At 43.7% G+C, this 22,811-nt stretch carries 15 protein-coding genes and 1 rRNA gene; 6 read left to right on the forward strand and 10 right to left on the reverse strand.

What is annotated here, in order from left to right; genetic code table 11:
- From WS42_RS06560 to WS42_RS06570, 3 genes are all read right to left on the reverse strand, one after another.
- Positions 1-1,234, reverse strand: a 16S ribosomal RNA gene (locus tag WS42_RS06560); the annotation flags it as partial.
- A 788-nt stretch (positions 1,235-2,022) separates the two neighbouring features.
- Positions 2,023-2,910: a YitT family protein gene (locus WS42_RS06565; protein WP_013612328.1), complete on the reverse strand. Its 888-nt coding sequence runs from the start codon at positions 2,908-2,910 to the stop codon at positions 2,023-2,025.
- Positions 2,911-4,617, reverse strand: a complete 1,707-nt coding sequence (locus WS42_RS06570; RefSeq protein ID WP_041557320.1) for a glutamine--tRNA ligase/YqeY domain fusion protein — start codon at positions 4,615-4,617, stop codon at positions 2,911-2,913.
- A gap of 91 nt (positions 4,618-4,708) precedes the next feature.
- Between WS42_RS06570 and WS42_RS06575 the strand changes: the two genes are divergently transcribed.
- The 3 genes from WS42_RS06575 to WS42_RS06585 all read left to right on the forward strand — a co-directional run bounded on the left by WS42_RS06575 (position 4,709) and on the right by WS42_RS06585 (position 8,942).
- Positions 4,709-6,682, forward strand: coding sequence for a putative porin (locus WS42_RS06575; protein ID WP_046450881.1), 1,974 nt, complete (start codon positions 4,709-4,711; stop codon positions 6,680-6,682).
- Between the two features lie 23 nt (positions 6,683-6,705).
- Entirely contained in the window at positions 6,706-8,094 is a 1,389-nt protein-coding gene (locus tag WS42_RS06580) for an MltF family protein (protein WP_046450882.1), read from the forward strand.
- A gap of 101 nt (positions 8,095-8,195) precedes the next feature.
- Positions 8,196-8,942 (forward strand): hypothetical protein, encoded by a 747-nt coding sequence (locus WS42_RS06585; RefSeq protein WP_013612332.1) that lies wholly within the window; start codon positions 8,196-8,198, stop codon positions 8,940-8,942.
- 217 nt (positions 8,943-9,159) lie between these two features.
- Here the strand turns inward: WS42_RS06585 and feoB are convergent, their stop codons facing one another.
- The 3 genes from feoB to WS42_RS06605 all read right to left on the reverse strand — a co-directional run bounded on the left by feoB (position 9,160) and on the right by WS42_RS06605 (position 14,534).
- Complete coding sequence (gene feoB, locus WS42_RS06595) at positions 9,160-11,526, reverse strand: ferrous iron transport protein B (RefSeq protein WP_022159454.1); 2,367 nt, start codon at positions 11,524-11,526, stop codon at positions 9,160-9,162.
- A 28-nt stretch (positions 11,527-11,554) separates the two neighbouring features.
- On the reverse strand, positions 11,555-12,040 hold the full coding sequence (locus WS42_RS06600) for a hypothetical protein (protein ID WP_181574393.1): 486 nt from the start codon (positions 12,038-12,040) through the stop codon (positions 11,555-11,557).
- A gap of 352 nt (positions 12,041-12,392) precedes the next feature.
- Positions 12,393-14,534, reverse strand: coding sequence for a cation:proton antiporter (locus WS42_RS06605; RefSeq protein ID WP_087383653.1), 2,142 nt, complete (start codon positions 14,532-14,534; stop codon positions 12,393-12,395).
- Between the two features lie 226 nt (positions 14,535-14,760).
- Between WS42_RS06605 and WS42_RS06610 the strand changes: the two genes are divergently transcribed.
- Genes WS42_RS06610 through WS42_RS06620 form a run of 3 tightly spaced genes read left to right on the forward strand, consistent with a single transcriptional unit; the run spans position 14,761 to position 17,563 of the window.
- The gene (locus WS42_RS06610; protein ID WP_374938094.1) at positions 14,761-15,870 is read left to right on the forward strand and encodes a COG1470 family protein; all 1,110 of its coding nucleotides are present in this window, start codon (positions 14,761-14,763) and stop codon (positions 15,868-15,870) included.
- Between the two features lie 3 nt (positions 15,871-15,873).
- On the forward strand, positions 15,874-16,614 hold the full coding sequence (locus WS42_RS06615; RefSeq protein ID WP_013612337.1) for an ABC transporter ATP-binding protein: 741 nt from the start codon (positions 15,874-15,876) through the stop codon (positions 16,612-16,614).
- The gene (locus tag WS42_RS06620; protein WP_046450884.1) at positions 16,607-17,563 is read left to right on the forward strand and encodes an ABC transporter permease; all 957 of its coding nucleotides are present in this window, start codon (positions 16,607-16,609) and stop codon (positions 17,561-17,563) included. Before WS42_RS06615 ends, WS42_RS06620 begins: the two co-directional genes overlap by 8 nt.
- A gap of 24 nt (positions 17,564-17,587) precedes the next feature.
- Here the strand turns inward: WS42_RS06620 and WS42_RS06625 are convergent, their stop codons facing one another.
- The 4 genes from WS42_RS06625 to murI form a co-directional block, all read right to left on the reverse strand.
- Positions 17,588-18,856, reverse strand: a complete 1,269-nt coding sequence (locus tag WS42_RS06625; RefSeq protein ID WP_022159635.1) for an adenylosuccinate synthase — start codon at positions 18,854-18,856, stop codon at positions 17,588-17,590.
- 122 nt (positions 18,857-18,978) lie between these two features.
- The gene (locus WS42_RS06630; RefSeq protein WP_013612340.1) at positions 18,979-19,458 is read right to left on the reverse strand and encodes a Fur family transcriptional regulator; all 480 of its coding nucleotides are present in this window, start codon (positions 19,456-19,458) and stop codon (positions 18,979-18,981) included.
- Positions 19,459-19,542: 84 nt separating this feature from the next.
- Complete coding sequence (locus tag WS42_RS06635) at positions 19,543-21,723, reverse strand: RelA/SpoT family protein (protein ID WP_013612341.1); 2,181 nt, start codon at positions 21,721-21,723, stop codon at positions 19,543-19,545.
- 190 nt (positions 21,724-21,913) lie between these two features.
- Positions 21,914-22,750, reverse strand: coding sequence for a glutamate racemase (gene murI / locus WS42_RS06640; RefSeq protein WP_022159638.1), 837 nt, complete (start codon positions 22,748-22,750; stop codon positions 21,914-21,916).
- Between the last annotated feature and the right edge of the window lie 61 nt (positions 22,751-22,811).

Here is a 22,811-nt window from a genome sequence, read left to right on the forward strand (position 1 = left end):
GCCATTGTAACACGTGTGTAGCCCTGGGTGTAAGGGCCGTGCTGATTTGACGTCATCCCCGCCTTCCTCCCACCTTACGGTGGCAGTCCCGTTAGAGTGCTCATCATTACATGCTAGCAACTAACGGTAAGGGTTGCGCTCGTTATGGGACTTAACCCGACACCTCACGGCACGAGCTGACGACAACCATGCAGCACCTTGAAAAACGCTCCGAAGAGAATATCTGTTTCCAAATACGACATTTCCCATTTAAACCCAGGTAAGGTTCCTCGCGTATCATCGAATTAAACCACATGTTCCTCCGCTTGTGCGGGCCCCCGTCAATTCCTTTGAGTTTCATCGTTGCCGACGTACTCCCCAGGTGGCTCACTTAATACTTTCGCTTAATCCCGTACAATATATCGCACAGAACCAGTGAGCATCGTTTACGGCGTGGACTACCAGGGTATCTAATCCTGTTCGCTACCCACGCTCTCGTGCATCAGCGTCAGTTACAGTCTGGTAAGCTGCCTTCGCTATCGGAGTTCTAAGTTATATCTATGCATTTCACCGCTACTTAACTTATTCCGCCTACCTCGTCTGTACTCCAGTTTACCAGTATTAATGGCACAATTGAGTTTAGCTCAAATATTTAACCACTAACTTAATAAACCGCCTACGCACCCTTTAAACCCAATAAATCCGGATAACGCTCGCATCCTCCGTATTACCGCGGCTGCTGGCACGGAGTTAGCCGATGCTTATTCATAAGGTACAGGCATCATTCTACACGTAGAACTTATTCTTCCCTTATAAAAGAGGTTTACAACCCATAGGGCAGTCTTCCCTCACGCGACTTGGCTGGTTCAGACTCTCGTCCATTGACCAATATTCCTCACTGCTGCCTCCCGTAGGAGTTTGGACCGTGTCTCAGTTCCAATGTGGGGGACCTTCCTCTCAGAACCCCTACCTATCATCGTCTTGGTGGGCTGTTACCCCGCCAACTAACTAATAGGACGCATGCCCATCCGATACCTTGAACATTTAACTCACATCCCATGCAGGATAAAAGTACTATGGGGTGTTAATCCACGTTTCCATGGGCTATACCCCGGTATCAGGCAGGTTGCATACGCGTTACTCACCCGTGCGCCGGTCGCCATCAAGGTATTGCTACCTCATGATGCCCCTCGACTTGCATGTGTTAAGCCTGTCGCTAGCGTTCATCCTGAGCCAGGATCAAACTCTTCATAGTAATAAAAACTTTAAAAATTATCTCTTTCGCTCAGTCATTATATCCGTTGAATCTCTTCTCGGACTCGCACTTGCTGTTTGTTTTCAAACCTTTCAATATCTTTAAGAACTCTTTTTGCTTCTCTTTTACCCACCCCACTTATGAGGCGAAAGCGGATGCAAAGATAAATACTTTTACATATTCCCTCCAAATCTTTCCGCACTTTTTTTCAAACTTTTTTTTCGGAACCGCCGTAGAAGAAAGCTTCTGCAGGCTTCATCCGCAAAAGATGAAAAACACATCAGTCAAAATGTTTCAGAACGTCCGCTTCGTTTCGGAAAGCGGCTGCAAAGGTAAGGACTTTTTCATTACTTCCAAACTTTTCAAAAGAAAAGTTTTGAAGTTTTTTTTCAGAACCCGACCAGGGCAATATCCTGAAGAACTCTGCACAACATAAAAACCTGTAAGCCAACACATCATACCCTCTCACCTCCTCCGTTTGTTCAATACATCGGTTCCTGATTGCGGCTGCAAAGATAGAAACATTAATATCCCATTTCCAAATTTTTTACGAACTTTTTTTCAAAAAAATGAATAACCACTACACAATACATTCATTATTAAACCATTATATTTATCTTATTTTATTCCAAATTTCCATCGGTTCACGCTATTTATGGTTATTCATACTAATCGAATAGATTATATATATCGTATTTCGACCAGAATACCAACCTTCTTTCCATCAAGGCATAAAAAATCGTGCAAACCTACTATTTGCACGATTCCCTTCGAATCTTCAGATTCGTTTACTTCACCCCCTTCACCTCTTCGAATCCTTTACCGAACACTCCCATCACGGGAGCCATCGTCATAAACACATCCGGATCGATCTGCTTGGCAATGCGCAATACATCGGAAGCTTCGTGTTTACGGGCAACAATCAGGATAATTTTCTTATCTTGTCCAGTGTACCAACCTTTAGCATCGATCAGAGTCACACCCCGATGTACCTGATTCGTCAGCTCACGGGCCACTTCATCATATTTATCAGTAAAGATAAAAAGCTGGGCCGACTGTGTTTTTCCGGTCAATACATAATCCACGGTAAAAGAAACGATTCCCATCATGACATAACCGTATATCAATCCACCGAAGGCTTCCCGATCGACATGGTCGTATATCAGCAAAGTCATCGCAATGACACAGAAATCACATACCATCAATACCCGCCCCGGACTGACATTGTGGTATTTGGTCACCAACATCGCAATGATATCCGTACCTCCGGTACTTCCACCAACAGAGAGCGATACGCCGATACCGATACCGGTCAGCATTGCAGCGATAATGGTACTCATAAATTTCTCGTCGGGTAAAATACCGTCCACAGGCATCAAGGGCTGCATAATACCCAGGAACACACTCCCGACAATGATAGCGAAAATGGTTTTGATACCGAATTTCGGTCCCAATACCTTCATCGCAATAATCAGCAACAGGATATTCACCAAAAAATAACCGATACCTACCGGAATTTTGAACAAATAGAATAATACAGTAGCAATACCTGTAGCTCCACCACCGACAATCTTATGAGGCACCAGGAAACCTGTTGCGGCAAAAGCATAAACCAACATACCGAATGAGATGATCAGGTATGGTTTCATCTCATTCCAAATGCTTTTATTCTTCATTTATTTATTCATTTTTTGCCAGGTATCTTTGAGCGATACGGTACGATTGATTACTAATTGTCCATCCGTTGAATCGGGATCTACACAAAAATATCCCAACCGCTGGAACTGAAAACGATCTCCAGGTTTAGCCCGTCTCATCGAGGATTCCAACTTACATCCTTTAAGTACTCTCAGTGAATCTTCATTGATAAACTCCTTAAAATCGACCTCCTTGTGTCCTGCCGGATCTTCATCCTTAAACAAACGATCGTAAAGACGGACTTCAGCTTCGATAGCATCCGTTGCTGCCACCCAGTGCAAAGTACCCTTTACCTTCCGGTTACTGGCCTCCGTTCCACTACCACTTCGGGATTCCGGATCATAAGTACAATGGATCAAAGTGATATTTCCACCGGCATCTTTATCGACCCCTGTACATTTAATAATATAAGCACCTTTCAGGCGTACTTCCTGTCCCGGAGTAAGGCGGAAAAATTTCTTCGGCGCATCTTCCATAAAATCGTCTCGTTCGATGAAAAGTTCCCTGGCAAAAGCCACCTTACGCACTCCGGCATTCACATCTTCCGGATTATTCTCGATTTCCATATATTCCGTCTCTCCCTCAGGATAATTATCGATGACCACTTTCACCGGATCGAGCACTGCCATCACCCGAGGAGCCGTCTTATTCAAATGTTCACGGACACAATATTCCAGCAACGCCATATCCACGACGATTTCCCGCCGGGCCACTCCCACCTTTTCAGCAAACATCCGAATAGATTCGGGGGTATAACCACGCCGGCGCAATCCGCAAATAGTCGGCATTCGGGGATCGTCCCAACCGGAAACATACTTTTTCTGTACCAATTCCAACAAACGCCGTTTACTCATCACTGTATAATTCAGGTTGCGACGGGCGAATTCAATTTGCCGTGGCCGGTACTCGGTCGTTGTCAACTGATCCAGAAACCAATTGTAAAGCGGCCGATGAATCTCAAATTCCAACGTACAGATCGAATGAGTGATTCCTTCGAGATAGTCACTTTGTCCATGAGTAAAGTCGTACATCGGATAGATGCACCACCGATCACCGGTTCGATGATGGCTACAGTAGATAATCCGGTACATGATCGGGTCACGCATCAACATATTGGCAGCAGCCATATCGATCTTAGCCCTCAACACCCGGCTACCTTCCGGGAACTCTCCATTTTTCATCCGCCGGAATAAATCCAGATTTTCTTCTACCGAACGATCCCGGTAAGGGCTATTCACTCCCGGTTCGGTAATTGTTTTTCTCCCGGCACTGATTTCTTCTGCTGTCTGATCGTCAACATAAGCCTTCCCCTCCAGGATCATCTGTTCGGCCCAATCATACAGCTGCTGGAAATAATCGGAAGCATACCTGACCGGTCCGTCCCATTGAAATCCCAGCCATTTTATATCCTCCTGAATTGCATCTGTAAATTCCACATCCTCTTTAGAAGGATTGGTATCATCGAAACGCAAATTACACGCTCCATTATATTTTGCAGCCAACCCGAAATTGAGACATATTGAAGTAGCATGTCCGATATGTAAATATCCATTCGGCTCCGGCGGGAAACGGGTATGTACTTTTCCCCCGTTTTTACCGGCAGCAATTTCCTCTTCAATAATCTGTTCAATAAAATTCAAGGTCTTACCTTCTTCTGGTTCTACAATCATTTGATTTTTATCCATAGTATTAAAACTTTCCCGGAAAAAACATTTTTCCAAGGGACAAAAGTAAGTAATTTATGAGAGTTTTAAAAGTTTACGTATATTTGCAGCGATGAAAAAATTTATCTGCATAATACTATTCGCATCATTGCATTTGTTTTGTCGTGCACAAAACGTATTCGATACAGAAACCCCTCCGGATATGGAGGGTAGCAACTCTTCATTATCTTCCGATTCTATACCGGAATCCAATGTGCCTCATTTCCGTCATACCTGGCAATGGGAAAGGAACGGAGTATATAAAAGAGAGGTTGCTCTGGATACGCTGATGGACGGTATTCAGAATTTCAATACCATTTTTAAAAAGAATATTTCGAACACTTATCTGGGTAATTTTCCCTCTCCTTATCTTTCCAATATTTTTATTACGCGCGAAACGGTTCAGGATTTTTACCCTCTGACTCAAATCCGGGCTTTCCTTTTTAAGCCCGAAGACGCTTTACTTTTCAATACGACAACCCCTTTCACCCGATTGAAATATTTTACGGGAGGAGGAAAAGGGAAAGCCGAAAACCTGCTGGACGTATGGCATGTACAAAATATCCGCCCCTGGTGGAATGCCGGTATTCGTTACCAGCTGATTTCCAGCGACGGTCGTTATATGAACCAAAAAGCCAAAGCGTATCATTTTTCTTTGTTCTCGTCCTATGAGAAAGAACGAATCGCCCTCTCTTTTTTCTTAAACCAGAATAATGGGCATTTTGCAGAAAACGGTGGTGTCAAGGACATCTCTTTTATCATCGACTCCACCAATCAAAAAGCTGAAAATATACCGGTAAACCTGAGCAGCAACGATATTTCCAACAATTACCGGAACACCAATTTTCAATTACAGGGCCAGTACAATATCGGTAATCCCAAAGAAGTAACTACTCCCACGGATACTTTTACCACTTATCCGGCTAAAGCCATCATCAACATCCGGGCCGAAGGAAACGAACGCAGATACAAAGAAGGCAGCATTGCTTTCGACTTCTTTCCACATACCTATATAGACAGTACTTCTACGACGGATCTGATCACGAACCAGGTGTACGATATCTCCACTAAATTTGTCATGAACGAACATCCGAAGTACAAATATTTGCCGGGTATATATGCCGGTCTGGATTTTAAACACGAAAACTACCGGCAGCGGACAGCTTTCGATTCGATTTCCCATACCGAGAGTTTCGGCCATACCCGCTATTCAGGGACTTACATTACAGCCGGAATTTTCAATGTAGACACGAATGTATCGTTCACTTACGATATTGCCGGAAAGCTATGTGTATTGGGGCACTATGCCGGGAATTTCAAATTCGACGGCTACGTACAGCAAGCTTTGCGTAAAGACAGAAGTTCATACATCCGGGCCAATGCGACGATCGAATTACAAAGTGTAAATCCGTTCTTCGATCGCTATGTCGGAAATCACGATATCTGGGAAAATGATTTTAAAGCCATCAAAACCATCAAAGCCGACGGACGCTATGTGAATAACCGTTTGCGAACCGAATTAGGAGTCGGTATCGCCAATATTTTCAGTTACGTCTATTTCGATACGGCAGCGATGCCCCAACAGACCAGTAAGACCTTGATGGTATTGACCGCCTGGGGAAAGCAAAATTTCAGATTAGGCAATTTCTACTTCGACCAGACCGTATATTTTCAAAAAAGTACCCAGGAAGATATCCTTTCCCTACCGGCCATTTCTGTATATTCCCATAACTATTTTCAGCATGCCTTATTTAAAAATGCCTTGTTTTTACAGACAGGAATCGACGTCTTTTACAACACAAAATTTTACGCCGACAATTACATGCCTTCTATTATGCAGTTTTATAACCAGCGGGAAAGAAAAACCGGTAATTATCCGAAGCTCGATGTCTTCCTTAACCTAAGGATCAAACGGGCCGATATCTTTGTCAAATACGAACACATCAACTATCTGCTAAAAAATCACGGAGACTTTTTCAGTGCCGCCGATTATCCGATCAACCCGGGTATGCTCAAATTCGGTATTAAGTGGGACTTTTTCGATTAAGAAACATTTACTATCTTTGTTGAATGACAATCTCTAAAATTGCCGTTTATATTACCCTTTTTCTTTGCTTTGCATGTGAGTCAGGTAAAGAGGTTACTCCGGAAATCATATTACCGGAACCTTCATCGCTGGAAAAAATTCTGACGCGGGGGAGTCTGGAGATTTCCACTTTTTATAATACGACCGACTATTACGTATACCGTGGTATTACGCGGGGATTTCATTACGATCTGGCCCGGGATTTTGCCGGTTACCTGGGAGTCAATCTCCGAATTGTCGAAGTTAACAACGATATAGATACGGCTATCGGCCGGCTACAGAGCGGCAAATACGACCTCTTAGCCGTCAGTCTGACCCAAACCCCGGAAAGGAATGAACAGCTCCGTTTCAGTAAACCTCTTTTCCAAACCCGGGAAGTACTCGTGCAGAACAAAAATAGCCAACCCATCAAAGATATGGCTCAATTAGACGGGAAAGAGATTTATATTCCCAAAAGTGCCACCTCGTATAAAAAGGTTCTGCAACAAATACAGGATTCTCTGAATATACACATTTATATCACCGAGATCGAGCATTATTCCTATGAAGATCTCTTGCACCTGGTAGAGACCGGCGAAATCAATTATACCGTTATCGACGAAAACATCGCCCAAGCCTCCAGTTATTCTATGAAGAACCTGGATATAGCTCTCAAGTTAAAAGAAGATATTTCCGTATCGTGGGCGACCCATTCGGATGCCAGTTTATTGAGCTCGGAAATCAACAACTGGCTGGAAGAAATCCGGAAAAACGGAAAACTCAACTACCTCTATAAACGTTATTTCGGCAAACATCCGGCAGTTCCTCACAACACGACCAAATACACACTCATCAAGAAAGGCGATATTTCACCGTTCGACAAGTTATTCCGCAAAGAGAGTAAAAAGCTCGGCTGGGACTGGCGTTTGCTGGCAGCTTTGGTCTATACCGAATCTCAATTCGATCCTTATGCCGAATCGGAAGTCGGAGCCTACGGTTTAATGCAGATTATTCCTGAAACAGCCGATCATTTTAACGTCGGAAATTATTTCGAGCCCGACAGTAATGTCTATGTCGGAACCGAATATTTACATTACCTGGACCGTTACTTTTCAAGCCAGCCGATCGATTCTTCCGAACGGCTCAAATTCGTTCTGGCCGCCTATAATGCAGGTCCCGGACACGTGCTGGACGCCATCCGCCTAGCCAATAAATATGGGAAAGACGCCACTTTATGGGATAATAACGTCGATTACTATCTGCTTCACAAAAACGAACCGGAATATTACCGGGATCCCCTGTCTAAAAACGGCTATTGTAACGGCCGTCAAACGTACAAATACGTACAACAAGTGCTCGAGACCTATAATAACTATAAGAATATCAAGCAATAGTATAAAAATACTAAAAAACGTATTTACGAATATTGGTTTGATCGTTTTTTTTCAATACCTTCGCAGTAGTGTATTATATCGTTCATTAAAAGTTTAAGCTCATGCCTTACAGAAGATTACCTAATACAGATGCAGCGAGAATAAGGGCATTAAAAGCAGCTTTGAAGAAAGGCCAGTATCTCGAGATCGATACGATAGCCTATCCTTTTGCTTTGAAACAAAAAATAGAATTCTTTTTACCTAAATTTGAAGTTGCTATCACCAACTCTAAGTTAGCGAAAGAGAAACAGTTCGATAATAGTCAAAAATTCTCTGAATATACCAAAAAAGCCCGGCTTTATATCTCTCATTTTATTCAGGTATTGAATTTTTGTATTGCCCGTGGAGAGCTGAAACCCTCAGCCCGTACATTTTATGGTTTGGACGAAAACAGTTCGAAAGTTCCTTCTCTTTTGACCGAACAGGATTTGCTGCAATGGGGGGAAAAAATAATTGCCGGCGAGCAGAACCGGATCAGTAACGGTGGTGGTAATCCGATCTACTGTCCTTCGATTGCCCTGGTAAAAGTCAATTATGAAAATTTCAAAGAAAACTATACCCGCCAAAAACAGTTCCAGAATAACTCAGCCCGGGAAAGCGGGAATGTCGCTCAATACCGGAATGATGCCGATGCCTTGATCCTGGAAGTATGGAACGAAGTGGAACGTTATTTCGAAGGGGTAAAAGACGAAGAAGAAAAGCGCTATATGTGCGAGGAGTACGGTCTCGTTTACGTATTCCGACGCGGCGAAAAAGAACGGATCAGAAGACGGAAAGAAGCTGAAAGCATTACCTTGAAGCTTTTCTGACTCCAAGACCGACTGCTAAGAGGAACAACAGCTTCCTCTTTTCTTTTTCACCGGCTTACGGGCACAGCTGTCTTTCAAAGGACAAGTGTCACAAGTACTGCATGATTCGTCCTTTTTCAAAGCCTTCAGTTTCCTGTAGCAGAATCGTATCGCCCCCACTAAAGCAACAACGATAATCAGATATACAATACCGTTTTGTATCAAAGCATTCTTTTTTCTAAAATAAACTTCCTATCTGATATACGCCGAACGACACCAACCAAGCCAGCCCGGTAGTATAAAAAATAGTAAACAATGCCCATTTCCACCCCGCCTCTTTACGAATAGCAGCGATCACAGCCATACAAGGGAAATAAATCAGGATAAACAGCATAAATCCATAAGCCACTAAAGGCGTAAATACCTTCTGTCCGTTACTATATTGTTGCTGTTGCAGGCTCTCGATCAGGCTTTGGGAATTTTCCTCGGCATCCGGGACATGGTACAAAATTCCCATAGAACTCACTACAATCTCTTTGGCAGCCAATCCGGTCACAATACTCACGCCCATCTTCCAGTCGAATCCCAAAGGCCGAATTACCGGTTCGATGGCTTTCCCGATTTGTCCGATATATGAATTCTCCAAATGTTCCGTCTCATCGGCCATAGTCGTCCGGTTTAAAGGGAAATACCCCAGTGCCCAAATCAGAATAGAAGCAAATAAGATTATCGTACCCATTTTCTTTAAATATTGTCCGGCTTTTCCCCACATATGGATCGTGGTATTTCGCATCGTAGGCATCCGGTAAGGAGGCAATTCCATGACAAAAGGATCCGAAGATTTGGCGAACAGGGTCTTCTTCAACAAAAAAGAAGTTCCGATAGCCAGTAATATGCCGATCAGATATACAGACAATAGGATCAAGCCCTGATTCACCGGAAAGAAGGCAGATACCAACAGTATATATACCGGTAAACGGGCACTACAAGACATAAAAGGAGTAATCAGCATCGTCATAATCCGGTCCCTCCGGCTTTCCAAAGTGCGGGTAGCCATAATGGCCGGTACATTACATCCGAAACCGATCAACAAGGGAATAAAGGATTTTCCGTGAAGTCCTATCTTATGCATCATCCGGTCCATAATAAAGGCAGCCCTTGCCATATAGCCTGTATCCTCCATCAAAGAAATGAAAAAGAAAAGAATCAGAATATTGGGTAAGAAAACGATCACTCCCCCCACTCCGGCAATAACTCCATTCACCAACAAATCGTTCAAAGGCCCTTCAGGCATAATTCCGGCCACCCAACTTCCGAGGGCTTCTACTCCCGCCTCGATCCAGTCCATCGGATAACTTCCCAGCGAAAAGGTCGCCTGAAACATCAGCCACATAAAGAAAATCAGGAAAGGGAAGCCCAGCCATTGATGAGTCAGTAAGGCATCGATAGCAGTCGTCAGCTGACGTTTATCCTTTTCTCCCGACCGGAAGGTCTCTTGTAAAGCTCCCCGGATAAACCCATATTTCAGGTTCGTGATGATCGTCCGGGTATCTTCCTTATATTCTTTTTCCAGGCGCTGGATTTCTTTTTGTGCTACTTCGAGCATACAAGCATAATTGGGAACCGTTACCAGCTGTTCTTTCATAATCCGATCATCCTCGAGTAATTTGATAGCTACATACCGGGGAGCATATTCATCGGTAATATTTTTATTCGGGGCGATCTCCACTTTAATCCGGGCAATCGCCTCTTCGATTTCTGTCCCATAATTAATATGTACATGCCGGGACTCTTTGGCCTGGTCTTCGAACACTTCGATAATTTTATCCAACACGGCTTCGATTCCGATCCCTTTTGAAGCTGTCGTCGGCACAATCGGGATACCCAGTAGTTGTCCCAAATAGCCATAATCCAGGTGAGAACCTTCGTTGGTCAGTTCATCGAACATATTCAATGCCATCACCACCCGGATATTCATATCGATGAGCTGAGTAGTCAGGAACAGGTTCCGTTCCAGACAAGAAGCATCCACGACATTCAGCACTAAATCCGGATGATGCTTCGTAATAAATTCACGCACATAAATTTCTTCCGGAGTATATTCGGTAATAGAATAAGTCCCGGGCAAATCGATCAGATTGATCGTATAACCTTTATGGTGGCAAGTTCCTTGCTTGGCATCCACCGTCACTCCGCTATAATTCCCCACTCTTTCGCGCAATCCGGTAGCCCGGTTAAAGAAAGAAGTCTTCCCACAATTCGGATTCCCAACCAAAGCGATATTGATCGTCCGGGATTTCTCGGAAATTTCCCGGGCAATCTCATCTTCTGTAAACGTACCGTTATATCCTTCCTGATCTATCGAGGAAGTACAGACGACTTCAATCAAACGAGCCTCACTCCGTCTCAGAGAAATATGGCCATCCATCAATTTATATTCGATCGGATCGTGTAAAGGAGCATTTTTTATCACCGTCACTTTTTCTCCTTTTACGAATCCCATCTCCACGATCCGGTTTCGAAAACTCCCATGTCCATGCACCTTTACGATGACACATTCTTCTCCAGTCGGTATATCAGCAAGCTTCAAATAATTATTTTCCATACCACTCCAAATTATGTGGCAAAGATAATCAATCTGCTAATAAATCGACATACCTACAAATAGGTATTAAAATTCCGGAGCATATAAATACCCCGGAATAATCCCCATTTTCATTCCACTTCAATTCTCCCTCATATTGCAGGTTTTTCCCATTCTGATAAGCCAAAGATCCTTTCTTCAGCTCTTCTGTGTCATCAAAAGAAGTATCTTCCGGCGACAGAAAATCATCCGATTCATTTATCGTCTTTGTAATCCCGAAACGTCCCCGGATTTTTAAAGAAGTCAAAGGATTATATTCAGCACTAAAATTATTGGTTACTCCAAAAGAACGGTCAAGTGCCCGGCTATTCAGGTTGGCATTCCAAAGCGGATTCGGCGATTCAATCAGCTCCTCTTTATATTCCAGCCATTTTTCCACCCTTCCATCCGGCTTCTTTTCATAATAAGGATTTGCTTTCGCATATTCTGAAAAAGCAACCACCGGATCTCCGGAACTGGTATGATTAATAGTCAACTTATTACTGAATTGAAACTTATTTTTCCGGTACAGTAAATCCAGATTCCCGCTGAAAACTTTCGTTTCTTTTGGTGGGAATCCGCTAAAAGAAAAATGGACAGATGGCAATTGAGAATTGACAATTATTGGAAGTTCCGCTTCCATGAAAAAATAAAAAAGAAAAGAAAAAAGAGAGAAAGAATAAAGAAGATAATTATTGATTATCAGAAGAATAAAAAAAGAAACTATAGGTTTGGAGATACATTATCAATTGTCAAATGACAATTGTCAATTACCAAAGTACCCGCAGAACCCAGGGACTTTATAAACTTTATGGACTTTATAAACTTTCGACTGATTTAAACGAACGTTATTTATTTTTTCTAAACAGTTTTCCCAATACCTGCACTAAGCCATCCATGCCCTCGATGTGGTTGATCATCGAGATACTTCTAAAAGCACTCATATCCTCATCCATACCTAATTGAACCGGGTAAACCAATATACAATTGATCGAATTAAAATATTTATTGATATAATTCGGGACATATTCCATATGCCGGGAGTAAGAAGGACAATTCGGCCGACTCATCACCAATATCAGGGCATCGTTATCCTGTGTAGCAGTAGCCACTTCCTTAAAATTACTCCAATCTGTAAACTCTTTAAATTCAGCTAAAATCAGGTGTTTGGATTGTACCAAATGCAAAATATCCAGCACGGCGGGTGTACCGTAAAAAACAATTTTCGTTCCGACATTTTTGGCCAGGTTCCAAATACTGATCAACCAATACGGAAAACCGACCTCTTTCTCTGCATTTTCAGGAATAACGACGATATAACGTTTCACCGTCGACATCGGCTGCATAGGACGATAAGCCAAGGTAGTCGTAGCACATTTACTGAGCACCTCTTGTGTCAGTTTCCCCAGGAAAGTATCGGAAATATCCTTTTGGGTACGCAGGCCGATAACAATATCCGTGATCTTATGTTCTTTGGCCACATTTCTAATTCCGTTGACAATATTCAAGTCATAACGTAAAACGGTATCCACCCGGTGATCCATTCCGGCTCCAGTCTTAACAGCTTTCTCAAGCAGACGTTCTGAAATTTTTTCCGCTGCCGGATCAGTATTGTCCGACTTCACAATACTCACAGCAACCAGTTGTGCCTTATTACGCCGGGACTTTATAGCGGTTCCCAAGGTGATCAGCTCATCGACTGTCTCAGAATTACTCAAGGGAATCAATATCCTCTCCTCCTCGTCATCACTATCACCGATCCGGTCACCGCTCATTTCCGCCAAGGCTATATTCTGAGCAGAACGTTGGGTAATAAAAGAAGCGATCGTACAAGTAATCAGAATCATAACGATAGTTCCGTTCAGGACGTCTTCATTCAACAATCGAATCGGCTGCCCATCCGGTCCGGTACCCAAAATCACCTCATACCCGATCAATACGGCAGCCAGCGTAGCCGCAGCCTGGGCATTACTCAATCCGAAAATCAGACGTCCCTCATCGCGGGTCAGTTTAAAATTTTTCTCCGTTATCCAAGCTGCCATAAACTTGGATAGAGTGGCTATGACCGTCATCACGACAGCAACCCAAAGCGCAGTCCATCCGGCGGCAAAAGTGCGTACATCGACCAGCATTCCCACTCCGATCAGAAAGAAAGGAATAAAAATAGCATTCCCTACAAAATCGATCCGGTTCATCAAAGCTGAAGTATTCGGGATCAACCGGTTCAAAGCCAAACCGGCCAAAAATGCCCCGATAATAGCCTCCAACCCCGCTGCTTCCGCCAGAAAAGAGGCAAAAAATACCAAAGCCAACACAAAGATATATTGTCCTACGGAATCTTCATAACGCTTGAAAAACCAACGCCCCAGCATGGGAAATAAGATCACGACAATACTGATAAAAACCAGACTTGAAACCCCCAGTTTAATCCAAAACTGTTGATTTATTTCTCCGGTAGACATACCGACAATCACCGCCAGTACCAACAAAGCAAGAATACAAGTAATCACCGTTCCCCCGATAGCGATACTAACCGCCCGATTCTTGGTAATACCGTATTTACTGACAATAGGGTAAGTAATAAGCGTGTGGGAAGCATACATACTGGCCAACAAAATCGAAGTCGGCCAGGAAAAATCGAGCCAATATACACCGGTCAAAGTGCCTACGATCATGGGAATCAGAAAAGTATAAAGTCCGAAAGTCAGGGTTTTTCCATAATTCTTTTTCAGGTCGGCCATATCGATCTCTAAACCGGCGATGAACATGATATACAATAACCCCACGGTTCCAAAAAGCTCTATACTACTGTCTCTTTCCATAATGCCCACACCATTGGGGCCGATCACAGCACCTGCAATAATCAGACCGATCAAATCAGGAATCCTTAAACGCTGTAATAGAACAGGCGTCAGTAGAATAATAAACAGTATCAGAGAAAAAATCAACACCGGATTTTTCAGCGGCAAACTAAACACTTGTAAGAGCATAGGCAACGGTTTTATCAGCATGACAAATTTAATAAAAATGCAGTAATAAAAATCCCTTTCCTCCGCTTTGTTCTTGCGGTCTATAGTAGTTTTTTTTCGAAACTTTTAATAATTAGTAATACAGAAAGTTTATAATTTAGCGTTATTGTATCAATTTTCATTAAAATATTCACTTGAAATTTTTATGATTATGTGTGCTAAATTCTTTTACATCCTGATCGTACTGATGGCGGGACTATTTCCCTTCAAAATGCAAGCCTCAGAAACCAAACAAACTTTCATTCTTTACACTCCTTACACTAAAATCTCTGTTCCACCCGGAGAATCTATCAGTTACAGTATCGATGTCATCAACAATAGTGACGAAGTTAAAAATGCCACCCTTGCCTTAGCCGGTCTACCGAAGAGCTGGAGCTATGAAATGAAAGCCGGTGGCTGGACACTGGATGAGATCGCTGTACTCCCCGGTGAAAAAAAGAATTTTACCTTGAAAGTAGATGTACCTCTAAAAGTAAATAAAGGCACTTACCATTTCACGATCGGTGCAGACGGACTTGCCCGCCTGCCTCTTGCCATAACGGTCTCGAAACAAGGGACCTACCGGACAGAGTTTACTACTACTCAACCGAATATGCAAGGAAATTCAAAATCGACGTTCACTTTCAACGCCACATTGAAAAACCAAACTGCAGAACAACAATTATATGCTCTCATGGCAGAAGCCCCCAGAGGCTGGAATGTCATTTTCAAAGCCAACTATAAACAAGCCACTTCGGCACAGGTTGCCCCGAATGCCAGCGAAAATATTTCGGTCGACATCACAGCTCCTTCGAATGTCAAGGCCGGTACATACAAAATACCTGTCATCGCTACTACCGGCTCCACTTCTGCCCAACTCGAGTTTGAAGTGGTTATCACCGGATCGTACCGTATTGAATTAACCACCCCCCAAGGTCTCTTGAGTAAAGATATCACTGCAGGTGACACCCGGAAACTCGAACTAGTCGTCCTCAACACCGGTTCTGCCGAATTAAAGGACATCCAGTTGTCCGCTAACAAACCGATCGATTGGGAGGTCAGTTTCGAACCGTCCAAACTGGATCGTCTGGCTCCCGGAGATAAAGCGAATGTTACAGCTGTCCTCAAAGCTTCCCGTCAAGCTCTCCCCGGAGATTATGTGACTAAAATCACTGCTCGTGCACCGGAAGCCGATACAACCACCGATTTCAGAATATCTGTCAAAACCCCTATGATCACCGGCTGGATTGGTGTCGTTGTCATCCTGGCTGCTTTAGGTGCCGTTTACTATCTGTTTCGCAAATACGGAAGGAGGTAGGCTATGTGTGAAAGCATTATCGAATTGGTTCAGTTAACAAAGCGATACGGTCATTTCACAGCAGTCGACCGATTGGACCTAAAAATTCACAAAGGTGAAATCTTCGGGCTTTTAGGACCGAACGGAGCCGGTAAATCGACAACGATCCTGATGATGCTGGGCTTGACCGATCCGACTTCCGGCACTGTGCATGTTTGTGGTACCAACTCTACGACTTATCCGGTCGAGGTCAGAAAAAAGGTAGGCTATCTACCCGAAGATGTCGGTTTCTACGACGACATGACAGGGCCTGAAAACTTATTATATACCGCCCGGCTGAATAATATCCCGGAACAAGAAGCCCGGCAGCATGCAGCCCAGCTCCTCGAACGGGTAGGGCTTGGCAGGGAAATCGATAAAAAGACCGGTAAATACTCCCGGGGAATGCGCCAACGTCTGGGCTTGGCAGATGTACTCATCAAAAATCCGGAAGTGATTATTTTGGATGAACCCACCTCGGGGATCGATCCGGCAGGCGTACAGGAATTCATCAGTCTGATCCGGCAATTACGGGACGAAAGAGGACTGACCGTACTGTTCTCTTCCCATCACCTGGACCAGGTACAACAAATCTGTGACCGGGTGGGTTTATTCTCTCAAGGCCGGCTACTGGCTGATCTCTCACTCAACGATCTGCAACAGGAAGAACATGGATTAGAATACATTTATAACCAATATTTCGGAGGAGGACAAGGTCATGAATAAATATCACAGTCCCTTTTGGACAATTGTCCGCAAAGAAGTCGCCGATCACGTCAGAAGCTGGAGATTCCTTATCCTGATAGGTATTATCGCACTAACGTGTATGGGATCGCTCTATACCGCCCTAACCAACATCGGAGCAGCGATAAAACTCAATGATCCGGACGGTTCGTTTCTTTTTCTCAAGCTGTTCACGGTCAGCGACGGAACTTTACCTTCTTTCACGGTTTTCGTCAGTTTTCTCGGTCCGCTGTTAGGAATCGCTTTAGGCTTCGACGCCATCAATTCGGAGCAGAATAAAGGAACCTTAAGCCGTATTTTATCGCAGCCCATTCACCGGGATTATTTGATCAATGCCAAATTTGTAGGTGCTTTGATCGTCATCGGAGTCATGCTTTTCGTTCTGGGATTTCTGGTGATGGGCTTCGGGCTGATCAGCATAGGTATTCCTCCAACTGCAGAAGAATTTTTACGGGTCATCGTTTTTATCCTGATCAGTATCTGTTATGTGGCTTTCTGGCTGAATCTTTCGATCTTCTTTTCGATCAAATTCCGTCAGGCTGCAACTTCCGCCCTGGCTTGTGTCGCCATCTGGTTGTTCTTCAGTATTTTCTATAATATGATTATCAACCTGATCGGTAAAGCCATCAGTCCATCGGAAATGGCTACCACCTATCAAATGATCGGTTATCAACGGTTTATGCTCAATTTATTGCGCTTTGCTCCCAGTATGCTTTTCAACGAAGCCACAACCACTTTGTTGATGCCTTCTGTCCGTAGTCTGGGACCGTTGACGATGGAACAGGTACATGGGGCAATCCCTAGTCCTTTGCCTCTAGGCCAAAGCCTGCTGATCGTATGGCCTCAACTTACAGGCCTCATCGCAGCAACGGTCATCTGTTTCGCTTTGTCTTACGGTTCTTTTATGCGGAAAGAAATCCGGTCCAGATAAAAAAAAGAGCCTTACGGCTCTTTTTTAATCTTCATATCTGATAATCGTCTGCTCACGGTCGGGACCTACCGAGACAATCTTCACCGGTACTCCCAGCTCCTCTTCTAAAAAGCTGACATAAGCATTGAATTCTTCCGGAAATTCATCTTCCGAAGTCATTTGGGTCATATCTGTTTTCCATCCCGGTATTTCCACGTATACAGGTTCGACTCCGTCACAAATATCGAACGGAAATTCATCGGTCTCCCCTCCATTTATTTTATAAGCGACACAAGCTTTAATCGTATCGAAGCTGTCCAATACATCACTCTTCATCATGATCAACTGACTAACCCCATTGATCATCACAGCATATTTCAAAGCCACGAGATCGATCCAGCCACAACGGCGTTTCCGGCCGGTAACAGCTCCGAACTCGTGTCCCAAAGCACACAACTTCTCTCCGGTTTCGTCGAATAATTCTGTCGGGAAAGGACCGGCACCCACACGGGTACAATAGGCTTTGAAAATTCCGTAAACTTCACCGATATTTCCCGGAGCGACTCCCAAACCGGTACAAGCTCCGGCACAAATAGTATTCGACGAAGTCACAAAAGGATAAGAGCCGAAATCCACATCCAGCATCGTTCCTTGTGCCCCTTCGGCAAGTACGGATTTACCCTCTTCCAGCAAATTATTGATAACGTGCTCACTATCGATCAGCTGAAAACGCTTCAGGTAGGCAATCGCTTCGAACCATTCTTTTTCCAGTTCCGTGATATCGTATCGATAATTCAAGGCTTTCAGAATGGCTTCATGCTTTTTCTTAGCAGCCGCATACTTGTCTTCAAAATGATACAACACATCCCCTACTCTCAACCCATTACGGCTCACTTTATCCGTATAAGTCGGCCCGATCCCCTTACCGGTCGTTCCGATTTTCGCATCTCCTTTAGCAGCTTCATAAGCAGCATCCAGCACCCGGTGAGTAGGCAGGATCAGATGTGCTTTCTTGGATATACACAATTGTTTGGTCAGATCATGTCCACTGGCAGCTAAACTCTCAGCCTCCTGACGAAACAGAACCGGATCCAGTACAACTCCATTCCCGATAATATTCTTTTTCCCACCCTGAAATATCCCGGAAGGGATAGAACGCAATACATATTTTTGCCCTTCGAATTCTAAGGTATGTCCGGCATTCGGACCGCCCTGAAAACGGGTCACGACATCATATTTCGGTGTTAATACATCAACCACTTTTCCTTTCCCTTCATCTCCCCATTGCAATCCAAGTAAAACATCAACTTTCATCTGTATCTTTATTTATTCGTTTACAGTAATTCTTTCTCCAAAACCTCCCGTCGGATTTCGGGAAACACAAACGTGCAAAAGTAAACATTTTTTTCTATTGTAAACAGAAAAAACCGCTAAAATCACTCACTCTCCCGACAGGCCTTACACAATCCATAAATATACAAAAGGTGGTGATGCACAGAAAATTGGTATTTATCTTCAATATGTTCGACGACCTCGTTGATCCGGGAATCGGCAAACTCCTCCACTTTACCACATTTCTGACAAATCAGATGTTCGTGGTAACGGTTGTTAAAAGCTTTCTCAAACTGGGCGATATTATTCCCGAACTGATGTTTGATCACCAACTTACAATCCAAAAGCAACTCTATGGTATTGTATAAAGTAGCCCGACTCACCCGATAATTTTTATTCTTCATAAAAACATACAGGGATTCGATATCGAAATGTCCTGTATGCGAATAAATCTCATCCAGGATAGCATATCTTTCCGGAGTCTTCCGGTGTCCTTTTTGTTGCAAATAAGTTGTAAAAATCTCTTTTACAGTTTCTTTTATTTTCTCCATATTTGAACAACTTTCGTCAACCATCTTTTCCATCCTCATTCTTTTTTCTCTCTTCCTATCTATTTCTCACTCTAATCTTCACCTCTCTTTTTCTCTCCTCCTTCCATCTATCATCTCTTATCTTTCCTCATTCTCCACCCTCATCACGCTTTCTACCCCTTGTATCTGGGATATACGGGAAACTATATTATTCAAGTCGGCTGTATTATGTACATACAGATGAATGAATCCTTCAAAAATACCGTCCCGGGTATCGAAATGAATCATTCGCATATTCACCTTCCCTTCTTTTGCGATCAGGGCGGTGATATCGCTGACAATCCCCGGTTTATCGATTCCTGTCATTTTTATCACTGTCAGGAAAGACATCAATTTATGGCTCACCCATTTAATCGGGACAATCTTATCTCCAAAGCTGGCCATCAAGCGGATCGCTTCGGGACAAGAACGCTTGTGAACCGTAACCTTCGTACCTGCAATATTCATACCAACCACGTCGTCTCCCGGAATCGGATTACAGCAAGGAGCGATCACGAAATCCGAATTGACATCCAGCTGGACATCGTTGTCGTTCTTCTTTTTTTCCTCTCCGTCTTTCCCATTCCATAAAAACTGGAGTTTCCAGTATTTTATAAATTTATTTTCCGCTTTCTTCTTGAGCACTTTTTCAAGATCTCCTTCCGTAATGATATTTTTAGCGAGCTCGACATACAAATCGTCCTTATTGGTCAGGTTGTAATCGGTCAGTACTTTCTTCAATGGCTCGGAGGTAGGCGGTAAATCCAATTTTTTCACAACAGCCTCGAAGATCGTGATACCGGTCCGGATCTGTTCTTTCCTATACTTCTTAAAGGTGGCGTTGATATGCGTCCGGGCTTTCGCTGTCACCACAAAATCCAGCCACTCCCTTTGAGGTTTCTGTTTATCGCTCGTCAAAATCTCCACCTGGTCTCCACTCGTCAGTTTATGGCTCATCGGCACCAGCTTATGATTCACTTTCGCTCCGATACAGGTATTTCCGATTTCAGTATGGATATCATAAGCAAAATCAAGTGCCGTAGCTCCCTTAGGCAAGGTACGCATATATCCTTTAGGCGTAAATACCCGGATTTCCTTTGCGAATAAGTTCAGTTTAAATTCGTCGAGGAACTCCAGCGCACTGGCATCCGGCTGATCGAGAATCTCCTTAATTCCCGCCAGCCATTTATCCAACTCCGAACTTTCGCCTTCATTTTTATATTTCCAATGGGCAGCTAACCCTTTCTCTGCAATCTCATCCATACGTTCCGAACGGATCTGCACTTCGAACCATTGTCCTTCAGGTCCCATAACCGTCAAGTGCAAAGCTTCGTATCCATTGGCTTTAGGCACACTCACCCAGTCGCGAATCCGCTCGGGCTTGGGACTATAAATGTCTGTAATCAAAGAATAAATATTCCAGCACTGCCATTTTTCAGGCTGATCTGCTTTGGGTTTAAACACAATCCGTACGGCCAGCAGGTCGTAGATTTCATCGAAACTGATATTCCGTCTCTGCATTTTCAGCCAGACCGAATACACACTCTTCGTACGGGCGGTGATGGTATATTCGTAGTGGTTCTCGCTCAGACTTTTACGTATCGGCTTGATAAATTCTTCAAAGAGTGCCGAAAATTGTTTCTCGTAAGCTTCGATCTTTTTATCGATAACCTCATATTCTTCGGGATGTTCGTATTTCATACTGAGGTCTTCGAGCTCGGTTTTGATGGCATGTAATCCCATGCGGTGAGCCAAAGGGGCATAGATATACAGGGTCTCGCTCGCAATCTTCACTTGCTTATGCTCGGGCATAGAAGCCAGCGTACGCATATTGTGCAAACGGTCGGCAATCTTGATCAGGATCACCCGGACATCGTCGGCCAGCGTCAGGATCATCTTTCGGAAACTCTCGGCCTGCCGGCTGGTATCCGATCCCATGACCCCACTAATTTTGGTCAGGCCATCGACTATAGAAGCCACTTTCGGCCCGAATAAATTAGCGATATCTTCAACTGTATAATCGGTATCTTCCACCACATCATGCAACAAAGCAGAGATGACAGAAGTCGTCCCCAAACCGATCTCTTTCACAGCAATTTTAGCAACAGCCAAAGGATGAAGAATATAAGGTTCACCGGACCTTCTCTTCACACCTTTATGAGCTTCATTGGCAAATTCGAAAGCTTCTTTGATTTTTTGTCTGTTCTCTTTAGAAGTCTCTTTTCGTAACGATTTCAATAAATCTTCAAAAGCTTCTTTAATCTGTTCTTGTTCTGTCATAGATATTAGCTGCCTCCGACAACGATACTAATTGTTTTGCACGACATTTAATCTTCCAACCGATACCTTGTCAAAGATAGTGAAAGGCAAGAGCAAAAACAACAAACTTGTTTGATGATTTTACCGAGCCGCATCCTATCTTATCCAAAGATATAAAAAAATAATTGAGATACTGCTAAAAGATTTCAACTTAACACATAAAAATTCTTTGTGAACTAATTTCTTCCTTCAAAAATAAACCGGCCATCCGATCGAACAATTCTGTTTTTTCAGTGGTTAAATAACTTCGCCTGCTGTCCTTACCCAATCTCCGGTCGATCTCAGGATGCCGTTTCAAATAGTCGGCCAGACTCCCGGCAACGATTTGTCCCTGTCCGATAATTTTCACCCGTGAAGGAACAAAACGGGCGATCAGCGGCCGTAATAACGGATAATGTGTACATCCCAGGATAATCGTATCGATTTCAGGATCGGTACCCAACAGTTCCTGAATGTATTTCCGGACAAAATAGATCGCCCCTTCTCCATCCAGTTCGTTATTTTCAACTAACGGTACCCACATCGGACACGCCAGCTGGGTAATCCGGAACCTCTCTTCACCATATAATTTCCCGACTTCTATCGGATAAGATCCGGATGCTACGGTTCCCCGGGTAGCCAGAATCCCGACATGTCCGTTTTGCGAATAGGTATTCAGCGCTTCTACGCTGGGACGGATAACCCCCAATACCCGTTTTTCGGGATCCCATTGCGGTAAGTCCACTTGCTGTATAGTCCGCAACGCCTTTGCCGATGCCGTATTACAAGCCAGGATCACCAAGCGGCACCCCATTCCGAAAAGTTTATGAACAGCCTCCCGCGTATATTCGTAGACCACCTCAAAAGAACGGGCACCGTAAGGGGCCCTGGCATTATCCCCCAGATACACATAATTATACTCCGGTAATTTCCGGACAATTTCTTTTAAAATAGTCAGCCCTCCGTAGCCGGAATCAAATACGCCGATACTCTCTTTGTGTTGCTCCATATCCTTGAATCAGAAACGACAAAAGCCGCCTATCCCAGGCGGCTTTTTATCCTTTTACACT

The organism is Odoribacter sp. N54.MGS-14 (assembly GCF_000980295.1).
Taxonomy (GTDB): domain Bacteria; phylum Bacteroidota; class Bacteroidia; order Bacteroidales; family Marinifilaceae; genus Odoribacter; species Odoribacter splanchnicus.

Bases quoted from the DNA above. Each gene is read 5' to 3' on its own strand.
- WS42_RS06565 (WP_013612328.1), bottom strand. From the start codon at position 2,910: ATGAAGAATAAAAGCATTTGGAATGAGATGAAACCATACCTGATCATC.
- WS42_RS06570 (WP_041557320.1), bottom strand. From the start codon at position 4,617: ATGGATAAAAATCAAATGATTGTAGAACCAGAAGAAGGTAAGACCTTG.
- WS42_RS06575 (WP_046450881.1), top strand. From the start codon at position 4,709: ATGAAAAAATTTATCTGCATAATACTATTCGCATCATTGCATTTGTTT.
- WS42_RS06580 (WP_046450882.1), top strand. From the start codon at position 6,706: ATGACAATCTCTAAAATTGCCGTTTATATTACCCTTTTTCTTTGCTTT.
- WS42_RS06585 (WP_013612332.1), top strand. From the start codon at position 8,196: ATGCCTTACAGAAGATTACCTAATACAGATGCAGCGAGAATAAGGGCA.
- feoB (WP_022159454.1), bottom strand. From the start codon at position 11,526: ATGGAAAATAATTATTTGAAGCTTGCTGATATACCGACTGGAGAAGAA.
- WS42_RS06605 (WP_087383653.1), bottom strand. From the start codon at position 14,534: ATGCTCTTACAAGTGTTTAGTTTGCCGCTGAAAAATCCGGTGTTGATT.
- WS42_RS06610 (WP_374938094.1), top strand. From the start codon at position 14,761: ATGGCGGGACTATTTCCCTTCAAAATGCAAGCCTCAGAAACCAAACAA.
- WS42_RS06615 (WP_013612337.1), top strand. From the start codon at position 15,874: ATGTGTGAAAGCATTATCGAATTGGTTCAGTTAACAAAGCGATACGGT.
- WS42_RS06620 (WP_046450884.1), top strand. From the start codon at position 16,607: ATGAATAAATATCACAGTCCCTTTTGGACAATTGTCCGCAAAGAAGTC.
- WS42_RS06625 (WP_022159635.1), bottom strand. From the start codon at position 18,856: ATGAAAGTTGATGTTTTACTTGGATTGCAATGGGGAGATGAAGGGAAA.
- WS42_RS06630 (WP_013612340.1), bottom strand. From the start codon at position 19,458: ATGGAAAAGATGGTTGACGAAAGTTGTTCAAATATGGAGAAAATAAAA.
- WS42_RS06635 (WP_013612341.1), bottom strand. From the start codon at position 21,723: ATGACAGAACAAGAACAGATTAAAGAAGCTTTTGAAGATTTATTGAAA.
- murI (WP_022159638.1), bottom strand. From the start codon at position 22,750: ATGGAGCAACACAAAGAGAGTATCGGCGTATTTGATTCCGGCTACGGA.